This is a genomic window from Streptosporangium sp. NPDC002607 (assembly GCF_053592655.1).
Map to the genome: position 1 here is coordinate 16,826 of NZ_JBSFWD010000051.1, position 14,989 is coordinate 31,814.

At 72.3% G+C, this 14,989-nt stretch carries 11 protein-coding genes; 5 read left to right on the forward strand and 6 right to left on the reverse strand.

The genetic code is table 11. The features are described from left to right. Position 1: 1 nt before the first annotated feature. Genes ACWD3H_RS38155 through ACWD3H_RS38175 form a run of 5 tightly spaced genes read right to left on the reverse strand, consistent with a single transcriptional unit; the run spans position 2 to position 6,756 of the window. On the reverse strand, positions 2-2,716 hold the full coding sequence (locus ACWD3H_RS38155; RefSeq protein WP_451958455.1) for a family 78 glycoside hydrolase catalytic domain: 2,715 nt from the start codon (positions 2,714-2,716) through the stop codon (positions 2-4). After that, positions 2,713-3,711 carry a serine hydrolase domain-containing protein gene (locus ACWD3H_RS38160; RefSeq protein WP_451958456.1) on the reverse strand — a complete coding sequence of 333 codons (999 nt, stop codon included), beginning with the start codon at positions 3,709-3,711 and terminating at the stop codon, positions 2,713-2,715. Before ACWD3H_RS38160 ends, ACWD3H_RS38155 begins: the two co-directional genes overlap by 4 nt. Continuing rightward, entirely contained in the window at positions 3,708-4,523 is an 816-nt protein-coding gene (locus tag ACWD3H_RS38165) for a carbohydrate ABC transporter permease (RefSeq protein WP_355564829.1), read from the reverse strand. Before ACWD3H_RS38165 ends, ACWD3H_RS38160 begins: the two co-directional genes overlap by 4 nt. Next, positions 4,520-5,464, reverse strand: coding sequence for a carbohydrate ABC transporter permease (locus ACWD3H_RS38170; protein ID WP_355564826.1), 945 nt, complete (start codon positions 5,462-5,464; stop codon positions 4,520-4,522). Before ACWD3H_RS38170 ends, ACWD3H_RS38165 begins: the two co-directional genes overlap by 4 nt. Continuing rightward, the gene (locus ACWD3H_RS38175; RefSeq protein WP_350954761.1) at positions 5,458-6,756 is read right to left on the reverse strand and encodes an ABC transporter substrate-binding protein; all 1,299 of its coding nucleotides are present in this window, start codon (positions 6,754-6,756) and stop codon (positions 5,458-5,460) included. Before ACWD3H_RS38175 ends, ACWD3H_RS38170 begins: the two co-directional genes overlap by 7 nt. 352 nt (positions 6,757-7,108) lie before the next feature. Here ACWD3H_RS38175 and ACWD3H_RS38180 point away from each other — a divergent pair, with 352 nt between their 5' ends. From ACWD3H_RS38180 to ACWD3H_RS38190, 3 genes are all read left to right on the forward strand, one after another. Next, positions 7,109-8,149: a LacI family DNA-binding transcriptional regulator gene (locus ACWD3H_RS38180; RefSeq protein WP_451958457.1), complete on the forward strand. Its 1,041-nt coding sequence runs from the start codon at positions 7,109-7,111 to the stop codon at positions 8,147-8,149. 125 nt (positions 8,150-8,274) lie between these two features. Then, positions 8,275-9,864, forward strand: a complete 1,590-nt coding sequence (locus tag ACWD3H_RS38185; protein WP_451958458.1) for a hypothetical protein — start codon at positions 8,275-8,277, stop codon at positions 9,862-9,864. After that, positions 9,861-11,864: a hypothetical protein gene (locus tag ACWD3H_RS38190; RefSeq protein WP_451958459.1), complete on the forward strand. Its 2,004-nt coding sequence runs from the start codon at positions 9,861-9,863 to the stop codon at positions 11,862-11,864. The genes ACWD3H_RS38185 and ACWD3H_RS38190 overlap by 4 nt, the downstream gene beginning before the upstream one ends. 43 nt (positions 11,865-11,907) lie before the next feature. Here ACWD3H_RS38190 and ACWD3H_RS38195 read toward each other — a convergent pair whose 3' ends face one another. Next, the gene (locus tag ACWD3H_RS38195) at positions 11,908-12,588 is read right to left on the reverse strand and encodes a TetR/AcrR family transcriptional regulator (protein WP_355564811.1); all 681 of its coding nucleotides are present in this window, start codon (positions 12,586-12,588) and stop codon (positions 11,908-11,910) included. Positions 12,589-12,654: 66 nt separating this feature from the next. Here ACWD3H_RS38195 and ACWD3H_RS38200 point away from each other — a divergent pair, with 66 nt between their 5' ends. Both ACWD3H_RS38200 and ACWD3H_RS38205 read left to right on the forward strand, forming a co-directional pair. Next, entirely contained in the window at positions 12,655-13,530 is an 876-nt protein-coding gene (locus tag ACWD3H_RS38200; RefSeq protein ID WP_355564838.1) for an alpha/beta hydrolase family protein, read from the forward strand. A gap of 135 nt (positions 13,531-13,665) precedes the next feature. Then, positions 13,666-14,964, forward strand: a complete 1,299-nt coding sequence (locus ACWD3H_RS38205) for an extracellular solute-binding protein (protein WP_451958460.1) — start codon at positions 13,666-13,668, stop codon at positions 14,962-14,964. Positions 14,965-14,989: the final 25 nt, after the last annotated feature.

Sequence of the window (14,989 nt, forward strand, 5' to 3'; positions counted from 1 at the left end):
GTCACAACTCGTCCCAGGCGGAGAGCAGCGGGTCGGCGGCGGCGGCCGGAGCCGTGATCGACCAGCGGCCCGACGGCAGGTCCAGCGAGCACGAGCCGTCGGCCAGCCGCCTGGTGGGGAGCCGCTCGGCCAGCCCCATCAGGAAGGTGCCGTTGACGGTCATACCGTCCCAGGTGCCGTGGACGGGGAGCACCGCGCGGGCGGTCACGCCGGGCGGGACGCGGAAGACGAACTGCAGACCGTCGGGCCCGGCGCGCCATCCCGACTCGACGGTGCCCGCGGGGCTGTCGTACCTGGCGTGCGCCTGCCGCAGCAGCGGGACGGGGCCCGGCCGCAGCAGCGGCTCGGTGAACCCGCCGTTCACCCCGCGGGGGTCGTCGCCGACACCGGCGACGTGGCGGAAGAGCCAGTCGCCGACGCAGCCGTAGGCGTAGTGGTTGAAGGAGTTCATCGTCGGGGTGTGCATGCCCCGCCGGTGGTGCCAGGCGTCCCACCGCTCCCACATGCTGGTCGCGCCCGCCCGCAGCTGGTAGCGCCAGGAGGGGTGCCCCTCCTGGTTGAAGACCCGGCAGGCGACGTCGTGGTGGCCGGTCTCCGAGAGCGTCGGCAGCAGCAGCGGCGTGCCGACGAAACCGGTCATGAGCCGGTGGCCGTCCGCCCTGACCAGCTCCGCTAGCGCCGCCGCGGTCCGGGCACGGTTCTTGGGCGGGACGAGGTCCCAGGCCAGGGCGAGGGCGTACCCGGTCTGGGTCTCGGTGCGCAGCCGGTGTTCGGTGAGGAAGGCCCGCTGGAAGGCGCCCGAGACCATGGTCGAGGCCTCGCCGTACTCCCTGGCGTGCGGCTCGCCGAGCACGCCGGCGACGTCGGCGATCAGGCGCAGGCTCCGCGCGAGGGCGGCGGTGGCGATCAGGCTCTTGGGCGTCTCCACGGTTCCGGGGGCCAGCCAGTCGCCCAGCGCCCGGCCGGGGCGGACCCCGTCGTCACACTGCGCCAGGCAGTAGTCGGCCCAGCGCCGCATCGGCCCGTACGCCCGGCGCAGGGTCCGGTCGTCGCCGTAGCGCCGCCACAGCAGCCAGGGCACCTCCACGATCGCGTCGGACCAGACCGGCGAGTCGAACCCGTACTCGGGCAGTACCGGGGCCACGTGCGGGACGGCCCCGTCCCGCCGCTGGCCGTCGATCAGCGTCGTCACCCAGCAGGAGAGGAATGCCTGGGTGTGCCGGAGGAAGCTCAGCGTCGAGGCGAACACCGAGATGTCGGCGGTCCAGCCGGCCCGTTCGTCGCGCTGCGGGCAGTCCATGGGCACGCTGAGCAGGTTGCCCTCGGCGGAGGCGACGATGTTGGAGACCAGCTGCCTGACGGCGGGGTCGGAGGCGGTCAGGGTGCCGGTGACGGGCAGCGCCGAGGACAGGAGCACCGCCTCGGCGTCACCCGCGGACATGCCGCCCGGCCATCCGGTGACCTCGGCGTAGCGGAACCCGTGGAAGGTGAACGCGGGCTCCGCGACGTGGCGTCCGGCGGGGAGGAGGAACTCGTCGCGCTGCTCGGCCGTGCGCAGGTTGGCGTCGTAGAGACGGCCGGTCGCGGTGAGCTCCTCGCCGTGGCGGACCACCAGATGGACCGGGTACGACGTGTCGATCCGCAGCCGGAGCCGCCCCACGGCGTTGCGGCCGAAGTCGAGCAGGTGAACGCCGGGGACGGGCTCGGTGACCGACGCCGCGGCCAGGGTGCCGATCTCCCGCACCGGGGGAGCGGGATCGGCCTCCACCAGCAGGCCGGGCGGCGGCTGCGCCACGGCCACGGCCCGCTCCCGGCCGGAACCCGCGAGCCGCGCGGTTCCGTCCCGGCCGGGTGGGGTTTCGCCGGTGCGGGGCGAGGGTTCGAGATCGGGGGAGGAGACGAGGTGGACGGTCTCGCCCATCACCAGGTCGGCGCGGGGCATGCCCAGGTCTCCGGCCGTCCAGCCGGGGCCGGTGGCCGCGAGCGGATGAACGCCCTCCGGGTCGCGCAGGAACAGCCGCGCGCTGGCGGCGGGGCGGTCGCCGTATCGGCGCGGCCCGCCCGCCGCGACGTGACCGGCGTACCAGCCGGGGGCGAGCCAGATCTCCAGCAGGTTCTCCCCGGTACGGAGCAGCGCGGTGACGTCGGCCAGCCGGTAGCGGACCCGGCGGCCGTAGTCGGTCCAGCCGGGGGCGAGTTCCTCGTCGCCGAGCCGTTCACCGTTCAGCAGCGCCCGGTAGACGCCCAGCGCGGTGGTCGCCAGCCAGACCCGTCCCGGCCGAGGCTCCCAGCAGAACGTCCCGCCGAGGCGGACGGCGCCCTCGCCGCTCTCGTTCCCGCCGTCCTCGACCCAGGGGGCGTCCCAGGCGCCGCCCGCGCGCAGGCCGGTCACGAAAGTGCCGCCGAGGTGCCCGGCGACCGACCAGGTGTACGGGGTGAGCGGCTCCAGCGCCTCTTCCGGGACATCGGCCCAGCTCGTACCCGGCGGGAGGTCCCGCGCCCACACCTCGCGCCCGCCGGTGGACACCGTCAGCCGCTCGGGATGGAGCAGCCTGGCCGCCCAGGACAGGCGCGGGGATGGGTCGTCGACGCCGACCGGGTCGGTGAGCCCGCAGGTGTGGCAGGCGACCGCCTCGGCGGGTGGGGAGGAGCCGACCGGCACCTGGCCGCCCGAGACGGCCCGTGCCATGCCGGGGGTTCCCGGGACGTGGATCATGCGCCGAGACCCGTCGTGAAGGCGTTGTGCAGTCCGTCGATGTCGACCCCGTGCAGGCTGGGTGCCATCACGTTGATCAGCAGTACGAAGCAGGCGTCGTGGTCGGGATACATCCACCACTGGCATCCGGAGGCGCCGCCGTGCCCGTAGAGCCGCCGCTCCAGCAGGCCGGGCGCGGAGTGGCGCAGGTTCCAGGTCAACCCCCAGTCCTGGCCGGCGTTGACCGGGTCGGGCTGCAGCTTGACCAGGCCCGTGGTCTGAGGTTCCGTCATGGCGGCCAGCGTGATCGGGTGGACCGGCGCCCGGTCGCCGCGGAGCAGGGCGCTGCCCAGCGCGAGCAGGTCCTCGGCACGGGAGAACAGGCCCCCGGCCGGATGCCGGAGCCGGACGAACCTGTCGTAGTCGACCCCGAGCAGCTCGACGGCCTTGACCTCGGCCGGGTCGCAGGCCGGATCGAAGGTGATCCGCCCGCCGCCGGGCACCAGCGCGTTCAGGTCGGTGTCGATCACGTCGGCCAGATCCCTGCCGGTGACATCCCTGATCATCTCGGAGATGCCGGCGAAGCCGATGTTGCAGTACTGGCTGAGCGTGCCCGCCTCGAACAGCGCGGGGGCGGCGACCAGGTGCTCCACCAGGTCGTCCGGGGTGAGCGTCTGCTCGGCGATGCCGCTGGTGTGGGTCAGCAGGTGCCAGAGCGTGACCTCGTCGGAGCGCAGCCCGCCGAAGCCGGGCACCGCGTCACGGAGCGGGCGGCGCAGCGAGAGCAGGCCCCGCTCCACCTGGCGCATGGCCAGCAGGCCGACCAGCGGCTTGGTCACCGAGAACAGCGCGAAGTGGTCGTCGGCGCGGGTCGCGCGTCCGTCGTGCTCTCCGAAGGACTCCAGCAGCACCGTGCCCTGCGAGGTGGCCGCCCCGAGCACCGCGCACGGGAGCTTCCCCTCGCGGACCATGCGCCTCACCCACTCGACGGCGAGCGCGAACGGTTGGTCGGTCATCCTTTGAGTGCTCCTTCTGTGAGCCCGGCGAGGACATGCTTCTGCGCGAACACGTACACCGCCACCAGCGGCAGCGTGGTCAGCAGGACGTGGGCGAAGACGAGGTTCCACTGCAGGGTCTGCAGCGTGCCGGAGGCGAACTGGAAGAGGGTGAGGGGCAGGGTCGCGTTGTCCTGCCCCTTGAGGAGGAACAGCCCGAAGAAGAAGTCGTTCCAGACGTTGATGACCAGGATGACGCTCCCGACGAAGAGCACCGGGCGCAGCAGCGGCAGCAGGATGCGCGCGAAGATCTGCGGCCGGGACGCTCCGTCGATGGCGGCGGCGTCCTCCAGGTCGGGCGGGAAGGCCCTGACGAACCCGGTGGCCAGGAAGACCACGATGCCCAGCCGGGTGCCGATCAGGACCAGCGCGTAGCCGAACGGCGTGCCGTCCAGGCCGAGCCCGCGCAGCACGTGGACGGTCGGGATGATCGACGGGGGGATGAGGATCGACAGGCTGAGTACGAAGTAGGTCGCGCGCAGCCACCGCGAGTCGCCTCGGCCGTAGGCCCACGCCGCCGCCGCGCCGAGCAGCAGCACGGCCAGCACGACGGGTACCGCGATCATGAGGCTGTTGGCGAGCCCGCCCAGGTAGTCGCCGGTGTCGACGACGGTCGTGTAGTTCTCGACGATCGCCCACTGCCGGGGCAGGCCGAGGCCGAGTTCGGCCGCCTCGCCCGCGGGCTTGAAGGAGTTCACCACGACCAGCCAGAACGGCACGACTACCCAGGGGATCGCGAACAGCGACAGCAGCGTGTACTTGACGACTCTCATCCGGTGACCTCCCTGCGGCGCAGCCACCAGACCAGGGGTACCGCCGTCGCGATCACGAGCAGCGTCACCGTGAGGCTGAGCGCGCTGGCGGAGCCGAAGAACCCCTGCCCCCACTGCTGGCGCATGACGATGTTCAGTGCCCTGGTGTGGTCGCCGGGGCCGCCGCCGGTGGTGGCGGCGATCACGTCGTAGGCGCTGAGCGCGCCGACCAGGGTGACCGCGACGTTGAAGGTGATCGCGGGGGCCAGCAGCGGGAACCTCACCCGGGCGAAGCGGGTCCAGGGGCCCGCGCCGTCGACCGTGGCCGACTCGATGAGCTCCCTGGGCACCGAGTTGAGGCCCGCGATGTAGACGAGGGTGATCAGCCCGCTCCACTTCCAGGCGTCCACGAACGCGACCGTGAGCAACGCGGTCGCGGGCTCGCCCAGCCAGGCCCAGTCGATGCCGAGGAAGGAGTTGACCGGGCCCGCCGGATCGAGGATGCCCCGCCAGATGTAACCGGCGGCCAGCGGCGAGACGAGAGTCGGCAGGAAGAACACCGACCTGAACACGGTGTTGACCCGGTCCGTCCGCTGCAGGGCGAGCGCGAGGCTCAGGCTGACGGTGTTCTGGATGGCCATGCACAGGATCGCGTAGAGCACGGTCACCGTGACGGCGTTCGTCAGGAGATCCTGCTCGACGAGCGTGCGGAAGTTGTCCAGGCCGCTCCAGGTGATCTCCGAGCGGAACCCCGTCCAGGCGGAGAAGGCGAAGCGGGCGTTGAGCGCGAACGGCAGCGCGAAGAAGAGCGCCACCAGCAGCACGGCGGGCAGCGCCCAGGGCAGCCAGCCCCGCCGCCCGGGGTCCCCGGTCTCGCCGCCGCCCCCGCCGGCGGGGTGCGGGGCGGGGGGTGTGGTCTCGGTGCCCGGGGGACGCTCGCGCGGGGGTACCGAGGTCACCATCCGGGCAGCCCGGCGGCCTTCGCCGCCTGCTCGACCTGGCCCTGCAGCTGGGTGGCGGCCTTCTGCGGGTCCTTCTGCCCGGCGATCAGCTCCGACATCAGCGGCGCCAGCCCGGCCATGCCGGGGATGTCGGAGTTGAAGGCGATGACGGCGCCGTTGTCGTACGCCTTCTTGACGTCCTGGAGCACAGGGGAGACGTCCTGCGGACCGTCCACCCCCTGGAGCACGGGGAAGGTCTTCGCGGACTTCACGTAGTCGGCGTAGGCGGGGCCGGTCATGAACCGGACGAAGTCCAGCGCGGCCTGCTCCCGTCCGGCGTCGCCCGTCTTGGGCAGGTAGAAGGTGCCGATCGGCCCCGGCGCGTACGTCACCACGGCCTTGGTGCTCGACAGCCCGGTGAACCCGACGGTGTCGTCCACCTTCTGCTGGTCGCCGCCGGCGGCGGCGAGCATGGCCGGCAGCATGTCGGAGTGCTGGGCGACCATGGCGGCCTTGCCGGTCACCAGGGCCTTCATCGAGTTCTCGAACGTGGCGGTGGTGATGTCCTTGTTGAAGCAGCCGTCGTCCTGCAGCTTCCGGTAGGAGCTCAGCCCGGCCACGAACGGCGAGCCGGGGTCGGCCAGCGAGGCGGTGTGGCCCGCGATGGCCTTGCCGTAGGCGTTGGCCTCGTTGCTGGCGCTGACGTACAGCAGCGGCAGGATCTGCACCGGCCAGATGGATCCGCCCGACTCGAACACGGGCGTCACGCCCTTGGCGGAGAGCGCGCGGCAGGCCGCCGAGAGCTCGTCGAACGTTCCCGGGGGCTTGACGCCCGCGTCGGCGAGGACCTTCTTGTTGTAGTAGAGGCCGAAGACCTGGGGGAAGCCGGTGATGGCCGCGTAGACCTTTCCCCCCGTGGCGCCCGCGCTGCTGTAGAGGTCGCCGGACCTGGCGACGTACGCCTCGCCGGACAGGTCCCTGAGGTTCTCCGACGGGTTCAGGGCGAGCAGGTTGCTCACCGTGGCGTGGTATTCGAGGATGTCCGGCCGCTCGCCGGTGGCCCACTTGGTCTGGGTGCTGTCCTCGAACCCGTCGGAGGGGATCGGGACCAGCTCGATCGTGTGGCCCGACTCCCGCTCGAACCGCTTGTACATCTCCACCAGCGGGGCGGGGTCGGCGGTGTTGTGCCAGAGCGTCAGCGTGACCTTCCCGCCGTCGGTTCCGCCTGGTTCGGCGGCGCCGCCACAGCCCGCCGCGGTGAGGGTGAGGGCGGCGCAGGCCGCAGCTCCCAGCAGTCGTTTCGATACCCTCATGCTCGTTATTCCTGTTCGTCACGGGGTTGGTGATAGCCGGCCTCCGGGCGGACGCCTGCACGCCTCCGGGCCACAAGACATGCGGGTTTCCGTCATGTTTCGTAGAACGTTCTCCATTGTTAGACCAGGGGCGTTTGCGGCGTCAAGGGCCACGTTCGAGGTGACCAACTCGTTAAGAAGCGGTAAAACTCGGGTCTGGCGGGGATGGCTTCGACCGGGTACCGTCGCCTCTGCATTGCCAGAATGTATTTCGTTCTACACTCGGGCGCCGCGCTCGCCCGGCGATTTGCCCCTGCTTCCCCCCGAGGCTCGCCGCGGGGCCGTTCCCACTTTCGCCTACCGAAGGACTCGCGTGACCACAGGATCAGCACCGCGCCGGGTGACCATCGCCGACGTGGCAGGCCGGGCCGGCGTCTCCACGGCCGCCGTGTCCAAGGTGCTGCGCGGGGCCTACGGGGTCAGTCCCGGCATGCGGGCCAAGGTCCGTGAGGCCATGGACGAGCTCGGCTACCGGCCGCACGCCGCGGCCAGGGCCATGCGAGGCCGTACCTACACCCTCGGTGTGATGCTGTCCGACACCAGGAACCCGTTCTTCCCCGACATCATCGAGGGTGTCACCGGCCGGCTGGTCGGCACCGAGTACCAGGTGCTGCTCGGCCCCGGCGGGGACGAGCCCAGAAGTCAGGCGAGGATGACCGACGCGATGATCGACCGGAGTATGGATGGAATCATCCTGATATCTCCGGTCATGTCGAGTACGGAACTCGCCGCCATCGCCACCACGACGCCGATCGTGGTGATCGGCCGTCACGGAAGTGCCGCCGAGTACGACTCCGTGGTCGACGACGACGTCGTCGGCGCCCGCCTGGTGGTCGACCACCTGGCCGATCTCGGCCATCGGCGGATCGCCCACATCACCCATCTCGACCGGGGCCGCGCCTCCGGCGCCGACTCCCCGCAGGCCGTCCGCGCCGAGGGCTACCGCCAGGCCATGCGCGCCAGGGGCCTGGCGGAGGGGATCGACGTGGTGGCCACCTCCTTCACCGAGGAGGGCGGCTACGAGGGGGCGCGGCAGCTGCTCGCCCGGCCGGCCAGGCCCACCGCGATCTTCGCCGGCGCGGACGTCGCGGCCCTCGGGGTGCTGCGCGCGGCCTACGAGGCCGACTTGTCGGTCCCCGGTGACCTGTCGGTCGCCGGATACGACAACATCGGCATCGCCTCCCTCAAGCCCATCTCCCTGACCAGCGTCGACCAGGACGGACACGTCATCGGGGCCACCGCGGCGCGCCTGCTCGTCGAGCGCATCGAGGGCCGCGGGCGGTCCGTCCTGTCCTCCGTCTCACCCACCCTCGTCGTCCGCGGCACCACCGGCCCACCGGCCGGACGGGAGTGACCGGACGGCGTCGACCCGCCGCTGACCGGGATCTCCTGAAGCACCCCGCCCCGGCACGAGCATCCCGTTGAGCGGTCCCCGCGAGGGACCGCCATGTCACCGTGTTCCGACGCGAAGGACCCCCCGTGAAACGTCTCATCCTCATCGGACCGATGCTGCTCGCCCTCACCTTCCCCGTCTCCCTGCCGGGAGCCGCGCTCGCCGCCCAGGCGACGACCTGCCCGGTGCGAATCGACCCGGCGAGCTTCGCGAGCGAGGCCCGCCTGCTCGAACTCGCCGAACGGCAGGAGGACTTCGGCCCCCGGCCGACCGGCTCGGCCGCCCACGACGACTACATCGACTGGCTGGAGGACGAGATCGGCGCGGTCCCCGGCGTCCAGCTCTCCTCGCTGCCCTACGAGATCGACCGCTGGGACGGCCTCGCCACGGGGCTGACCGTCGGCGGCCAGGACGTGGCGGTCGCCGCGCCCGTGCCCTTCTCCTCCTCCACCGGGCCGGGCGGGGTGACCGCCCCGCTCACCTACCTGCCCGCGGGCACCGCCATCACCGCGGCGAACGCCGCAGGGAAGATCGTCGTCAGGGATCTGCCCTGGTCGACGGTGCCCAACCTGCTCTTCTACCCGCCCCTGCTCGGCTACCACATGTACGACCCCGGCCTCACGATCAACCTGCTCGGCTCCGACTCGATGGAGGCCCCCGCCAGGGCCGACACCGACCTCAAAGCCGCCGCCGCGGCGGGCGCGGTGGGGGTGCTGGAGGTGAGCCGCCTGCCGCACGCCCAGATCGAGGGGATGTACGCGCCCTACGAGGGTCTGCCGTACCAGGTTCCCGGCGCCTATCTCGGCGTCGACCAGGGCGAGCGGATCAAGCAGGCGCTCGCCGCCGGGCAGCCGGTCGAGGCCGTGCTGACCGTCGACGCGGCGTGGACGCCGAAGACGACCCGCACCGTCCTCGCCACCCTGCCCGGGGTGAGCGAACAGAAGATCGTCGTGGAGAGCCACACGGACGGCATGAGCCCGGTATGGGACAACGGCCCGCTCACGATGGTGGAGATGGCCCGCTACCTGGCGTCGCTGCCGGTGAGCTGCCGCCCGCGTACGGTCCAGTTCGCCTTCGTCACCGGCCACCTCTACCAGCACCTCACCGGACCCGGCGTCCGTGAGGGAGGCGCGGGGCAGCTGGCGGCCATGCTGGACGCCGAGTACGACCAGGGCAAGGTCTCCTCGGTCGTCGTCCTGGAGCACCTGGGCGCCCGGCGCTACGACGCGGTCACCCGCGCCGGAGGACTGCCCGGACTGGAGCTCGTGGCCGATCCCTCGCTCACCGAGCTGCTCTGGGTCCCGGTCAGTGAGAGCACGCCCCTGCGCGAGCTGGTCAAGGGCCATGTCCAGCACTGGGACGTGCGGCGCACGGCCGTGCTGAAGGGGCTGTCGGCGGCCGACCTGGGCACCGTGCCGCACCACTGCGGCTTCGGGGGCGAGGGCACGCCGTACAACCGGCACCTGCTGCCGACCATCGCGCCGATCGCGGCCCCCAAGACGCTCTTCTCACCGCGTTTCGGGGCCGAGGCGATCGATGTGGCGGTGATGCGCCGGGCGTCGCTGGCCTTCACCGACGTCGTGCTCGACCTCGGCACCATGCCACAGGCGGACGTCGCGGGCGACGTCACGTTCATGCGCGCCCAGCGTGCCTCGGGTACGCCGGGGTGCTCGTGAGCATCGACCGCGAGGCCCTGGTACGGCGGCACGCCGTGGTGCTGACCGAGCCGGACGCGGAGTCCCCGCTGACCGTCGGCAACGGCGAGTTCGCCTTCACTGCCGATGTCACCGGGTTGCAGACCTTCCCCGCCTTCCACGCCGCGAGCATGCCGCTGGGCACCCAGTCGCAGTGGGGCTGGCACACGATGCCCAACCCCCGGGGCTTCACCCTGGGGGACGCGATGACCGGCTACGGCCGGGCCCGCTATCCCGACCGGCACCGGATGACCTTCGGCGGTCCGGTGGCGCCGGAGTTCGAGGCCGGTACGTGGCTGCACGGCAATCCCCAGCGGATCGACCTGGGCAGGATCGGGCTCGACCTCGGCGAGCACGCGGAGATCACCGACCTCACCGGCGTCCACCAGCGGCTCGACCTGTGGAGCGGGCTGCTGCGCAGCTCGTTCACGCTCGACGGCGTGCCGTACGAGGTGGAGACGGTCTGCCACCCCGGACGCGACCTGCTGGCGGTGCGCGTCACCGGCGGGGCGGCGGTGACGATCGCCTTCCCGTACGCCTGTGCGGCCTGGAACGTGGCCGCCGACTGGGACGGTCCGGAGCGGCATGTCACCGGCCACGTCGTCGGCGCCGCACGCTGCGACTTCACCCGGGTGCTGGACGGCGACCGCCACCACGTCGCCCTCGCCTGGCAGGGGCCGGCCCGGCTCACGCCCATCGCCGAGCACCGCTACCGGCTGGAGGGCGCCACTGAGTTCGTGGTGGCCTTCGGGCTCGACTCTGCGGAGCCCGGCCTTCCCGGATTCGCGGAGGTCCGCGCGGCCGCCGCCCGGCACTGGGCCCGTTTCTGGACCGACGGCGGCGCGGTGAGCTTCGAGGGCAGCTCGGACCCGCGCGCGCCCGAGCTGGAACGGCGCGTGGTCCTCTCGCAGTACCTGACCGCGGTCAACTGCGCGGGCTCGCTGCCGCCGCAGGAGACCGGCCTGGTCTGCAACTCCTGGAGCGGCAAGTTCCACCTGGAGATGCACTGGTGGCACGCGGCGCACTTCCCGCTGTGGGGAAGGCCGGAACTGCTGGAGCGCAGCCTGCCTTGGTACCGGAGCATCCTTCCCATGGCGCGGGCCACGGCCGCCGGGCAGGGGTGTCGCGGGGCCCGCTGGCCCAAGCAGGTCGGCCCCGAGGGCAGGGAGAGCCCCAGCACGATCGGGCCGTTCCTGATCTGGCAGCAGCCGCACCCGATCTACTTCGCCGAACTCCTCTACCGGGTCCGGCCGGAGGCACTGCACGACTACTGGGACCTGGTCTTCGAGACCGCGGAGTTCATGGCGTCCTTTCCCGTCGAGGAGGACGGCCGCCACGTACTCGGGCCGCCGCTGATCCCGGCGCAGGAGTCGTACGCGGAGATCAGGACGACGGTCAGGAATCCCACGTTCGAGCTGGCCTACTGGTGGTGGGGGCTGGAGACCGCGCAGCGGTGGCGTGAGCGTCTCGGCCTCGCCCGGGACCCGGAGTGGGAGAGGGTGCGGGACGGGCTGGCCGCGCCGTGCGTCAGGGACGGCGTCTACGCGGCCATCGCGGTGGAGCCGTACACGCTCAGGACGGACCACCCCTCGATGACCGGGGCCCTGGGCCTCGTTCCGGCGACGCCGCTGATCGATCCGGAGACCATGCGGGCCACCCTCGACGACGTGCTGGAGACCTGGGACCTGCCGAGCACCTGGGGCTGGGACTACCCGATGCTCGCCATGTGCGCGGCCAGGCTGGGCGAGCCGGGCAAGGCGGTCGACGCGTTGTTGATGGACGCGCCCAAGAACGCGCATCTGGTCTCGGGTCACAACCGGCAGTGGCCCGGGATCCTGCCGCTCTACCTGCCGGGCAACGGCGGCCTGCTGGCGGCCGTCGCGCTGATGGCGGCGGGCTGGGACGGCGGGCCCGACAGGTGCGCGCCAGGCTTCCCCGCGGGCTGGAACGTCCAGGTGGAGGGGGTGCGGGCGATGCCCTGACCCGGATGCGGCACCCGTGCCCTCGCGGCACGGGTGCCGCGGGTCAGCCGAGTGCCCTGTCTGCCGTCGCGCGGTCGGCGAGCAGCGTGACCGTGTAGTGCAGCACGTCCTCCTCCAGCGTGGACAGCCGCTCCGCGTTCCCCGCGCGCACCTCGGCGGCGATGAACTCGGTGACGCCGAAGACGATCAGGGCGGGCACGCTCTCCCTGACCGGTCCCCGGGAGGGGGTCTCCGCCCTGGCCCGCGCGGCGAGGGCGCGCAGCATCTCCAGGAAGGGCAGGTAGGCGCGGTCGCGCTGGTCCATCGCCCGCCGGCCCGCCGCGGGGAGTTCGACGAAGTAGGCGCGGGCGTACTCGGGACGGTCCTGCCACCACCGCAGGTAGGCGTGCAGGCCCTGGCGGACGGCGGCGACCCAGTCGTGGCCGGTGCCCTCGGCCGCGGACAGGATCGTCTCGACCACGCCGGGCAGGTCCCGTTCGCACAGGGCGAGGAAACAGGCCTCCTTGTCGTGGAAGTTGGCGTAGAAGGCGTTGCGCGAGACCCGCGCGGCGGCGATCACATCGGGCACGGTCGTGGCGGCGTACCCCCGGGCCGCGACCAGCAGCAGCATCGCCTGGATCAGGCGGTCGCGCTGCGAGGTGCGGACCACTTCTGGGGGCAGCCCGTGACGGCCGCGGGGGAGGGGCTCACCCTCCGGAATTTTCTTCCGATCCTGTCTTGACATCAATCACAGATCGTACTTCCCTCTGTTAGGAGACGTTCACGTCTCCAAAGAATCGGTGAGGTGACCATGGAAGACAAGGGCATGTCCCGGCGGCGGGTCCTGCGCGTGGCGGCGGTCGGGCTGCTGTCGGCGGGCCTCGTGTCACGGACCACCCAGGCGGTGGCGGCCGGCACGATCGAGTCGCACTACGCGGTCCGGGGCCCCTGGGCGGTCACCGCCTCCGACGCGGGCGACGCCTCGGGAACCTACCGGCTGCACCACCCGGCGGACCTCGGCGCCGGTGGCTTCCGGCACCCGATCGTCACCTGGGGGAACGGCTCCCACGCCACCCCCGCCCTCTACCCCGGCGTGCTCGACCAGCTCGCCTCCTGGGGCTTCGCCGTGATCGCCTCCACCGACACGACCACCGGGACGGGCACCGAGATCCTCGCCGCCGCGCAATACCTGGTGGCGAGGAACGCCGACCCCGCGAGCCCGTTCCATCAGAGGCTCGACGTGACCAGGGTCGGCGCCGCCGGGCACTCCCAGGGCGCGGGCGGCACGGTCAACGCGGCCAACCTCTCCGCGGGGCTCGTCACCACGGCCGTGCCGATCGCACTGCCCGCGCAGCTCTGGGTGGGGGCCGGCGACCGGTTCCAGGTCTCCCAGCTGGCCTGCCCCGTCCTGTTCATGAGCGGGGGCAACGACTGGCTGATCTCACCGGCCTCGGCGCTGCGGGGCTACTACGACCAGGTGCCCGGGGCGGCGGCCATGGCACTGCTGAAGGGCGCGGGTCACAACGACATCCAGGGCACCGGCGGCGGCTTCCTCGGCTACCTGACGGCCTGGCTGATGTACCGCCTCCAGGACGACGCCTACGCCCGAGGCGCCTTCGCCGGGAGCGCCCCCGAGTTCACCGCCAACACCGCCTGGCAGAACCAGGCCGCCAAGAACCTCCCGTGACCACCACGCCGACGCGGCCCGCCGGCAGGAGGGCGCCAGGCACCTCCCTGCGGCCCCGGGCCGCCGAGAACCTCCCTTGACCACCTCATCCCGCGCGGTGCCCACCGTACGGGATCACCCCCCAGGAGAACCGCGATGGCGGATCTGACACGGCGCCGGCTGCTCGCGGCCGGCGCGCTCTCCCTGGCCGCGCCCAGCGTGCTGGCGGCCTGCGGCGCAGACCGGCCCGAGCGGCCCGATCGGCAGGCCCAGGACGGCAGGCCGCACGGCGAGGTCAACGTCTGGCTGCACGGCTCGCAGGAGACGGGCCCGCAGTTCGAGAAGCTGGTGCACCGCTACATCGACGAGTTCGGCGTGGACGTCAAGCTCCTGTACCTGCCCGTCGCCCAGCTGGACGCCAAGCTGCTGACCGCCTTCGGAGGCGGCACCCCACCCGACGTCTTCAAGATCGGGCACTGGAGCTTCCCCTCCCACGCCGGAAAGGAGCGGCTGGCGCCCATCGACCCCCGGGCGTTCGGCGCGCCGGACGTGGCGACCGTCCTGGGACGGTACGAGCCGGGGACGGTCGCCCCGCTGAGCTACCGCGGCCAGGCGTACGGCGTGCCGATCGACCTCAACCCCGCCATGCTGTACTACCGCAGGGACCGCTTCGAGGAGGCCGGTCTCGACCCGGACAAACCTCCCACGACCTGGGAGGAGGTCGCCGACCACAGCAAGAGACTCACCTCGGCCGACGGCAGGCGGGTGGGCCTGCAGTGGCTCTACGGCGACCCGCAGTGGGCGCTGATGACGCTGACCGCGCTCATCAAGGGCGGCGGTGGCGAGCTGGTCAGCGCCGACGGCACCCGCGCCTCCCTCGACACCGAGCACGGCATCCGGGCCCTGGAGTACTTCGCCGGGATCGGCAACCCCAGGCTCTCCAACCCACTCGGCGCGCTCGGGCTGTTCTACTCGGGTGAGGCCGCCATGGTCGTCAGCGGGGCCTTCCTCGGTCCCGCGCTGGAGCGGCTCGGCGAGGACACCCTCAAGCCGGGCAAGGACTACGGCGTGGCGCCCATGCCCCGCTGGGAGGGCGGCAGGGCCGTCGTGCCCGCCTACACGTGGGGCTGGGGCGTCGCCGCCGCGTCGAAGAACGGCTTCACCGCCTGGCACCTGATCAACTACCTCCAGGGGCGGGAGTCGGTCACGGCCAACCTGGAGAACGGGATCGTCATCCCGGCCACCGGCTGGCGGGACGCCGGGCCGCGCGGCACCTCCGAACTGATGGGGATCGCGGCCTCCGGCATACCCGACGCCGACTTCGGGCCGGCCATCCCCGCCGCGCTGGAGCTCGCCAAGGCCGCCTCCAGCGCCTGCGACGCCGTGGCCCACGGCCGCTCCACGCCCGCCCGGGCGGCCAAGGACTTCGACGCCACCGTACGGCTCGCGCTGTGAACGCGGACACCGGGCATGCGGGCCG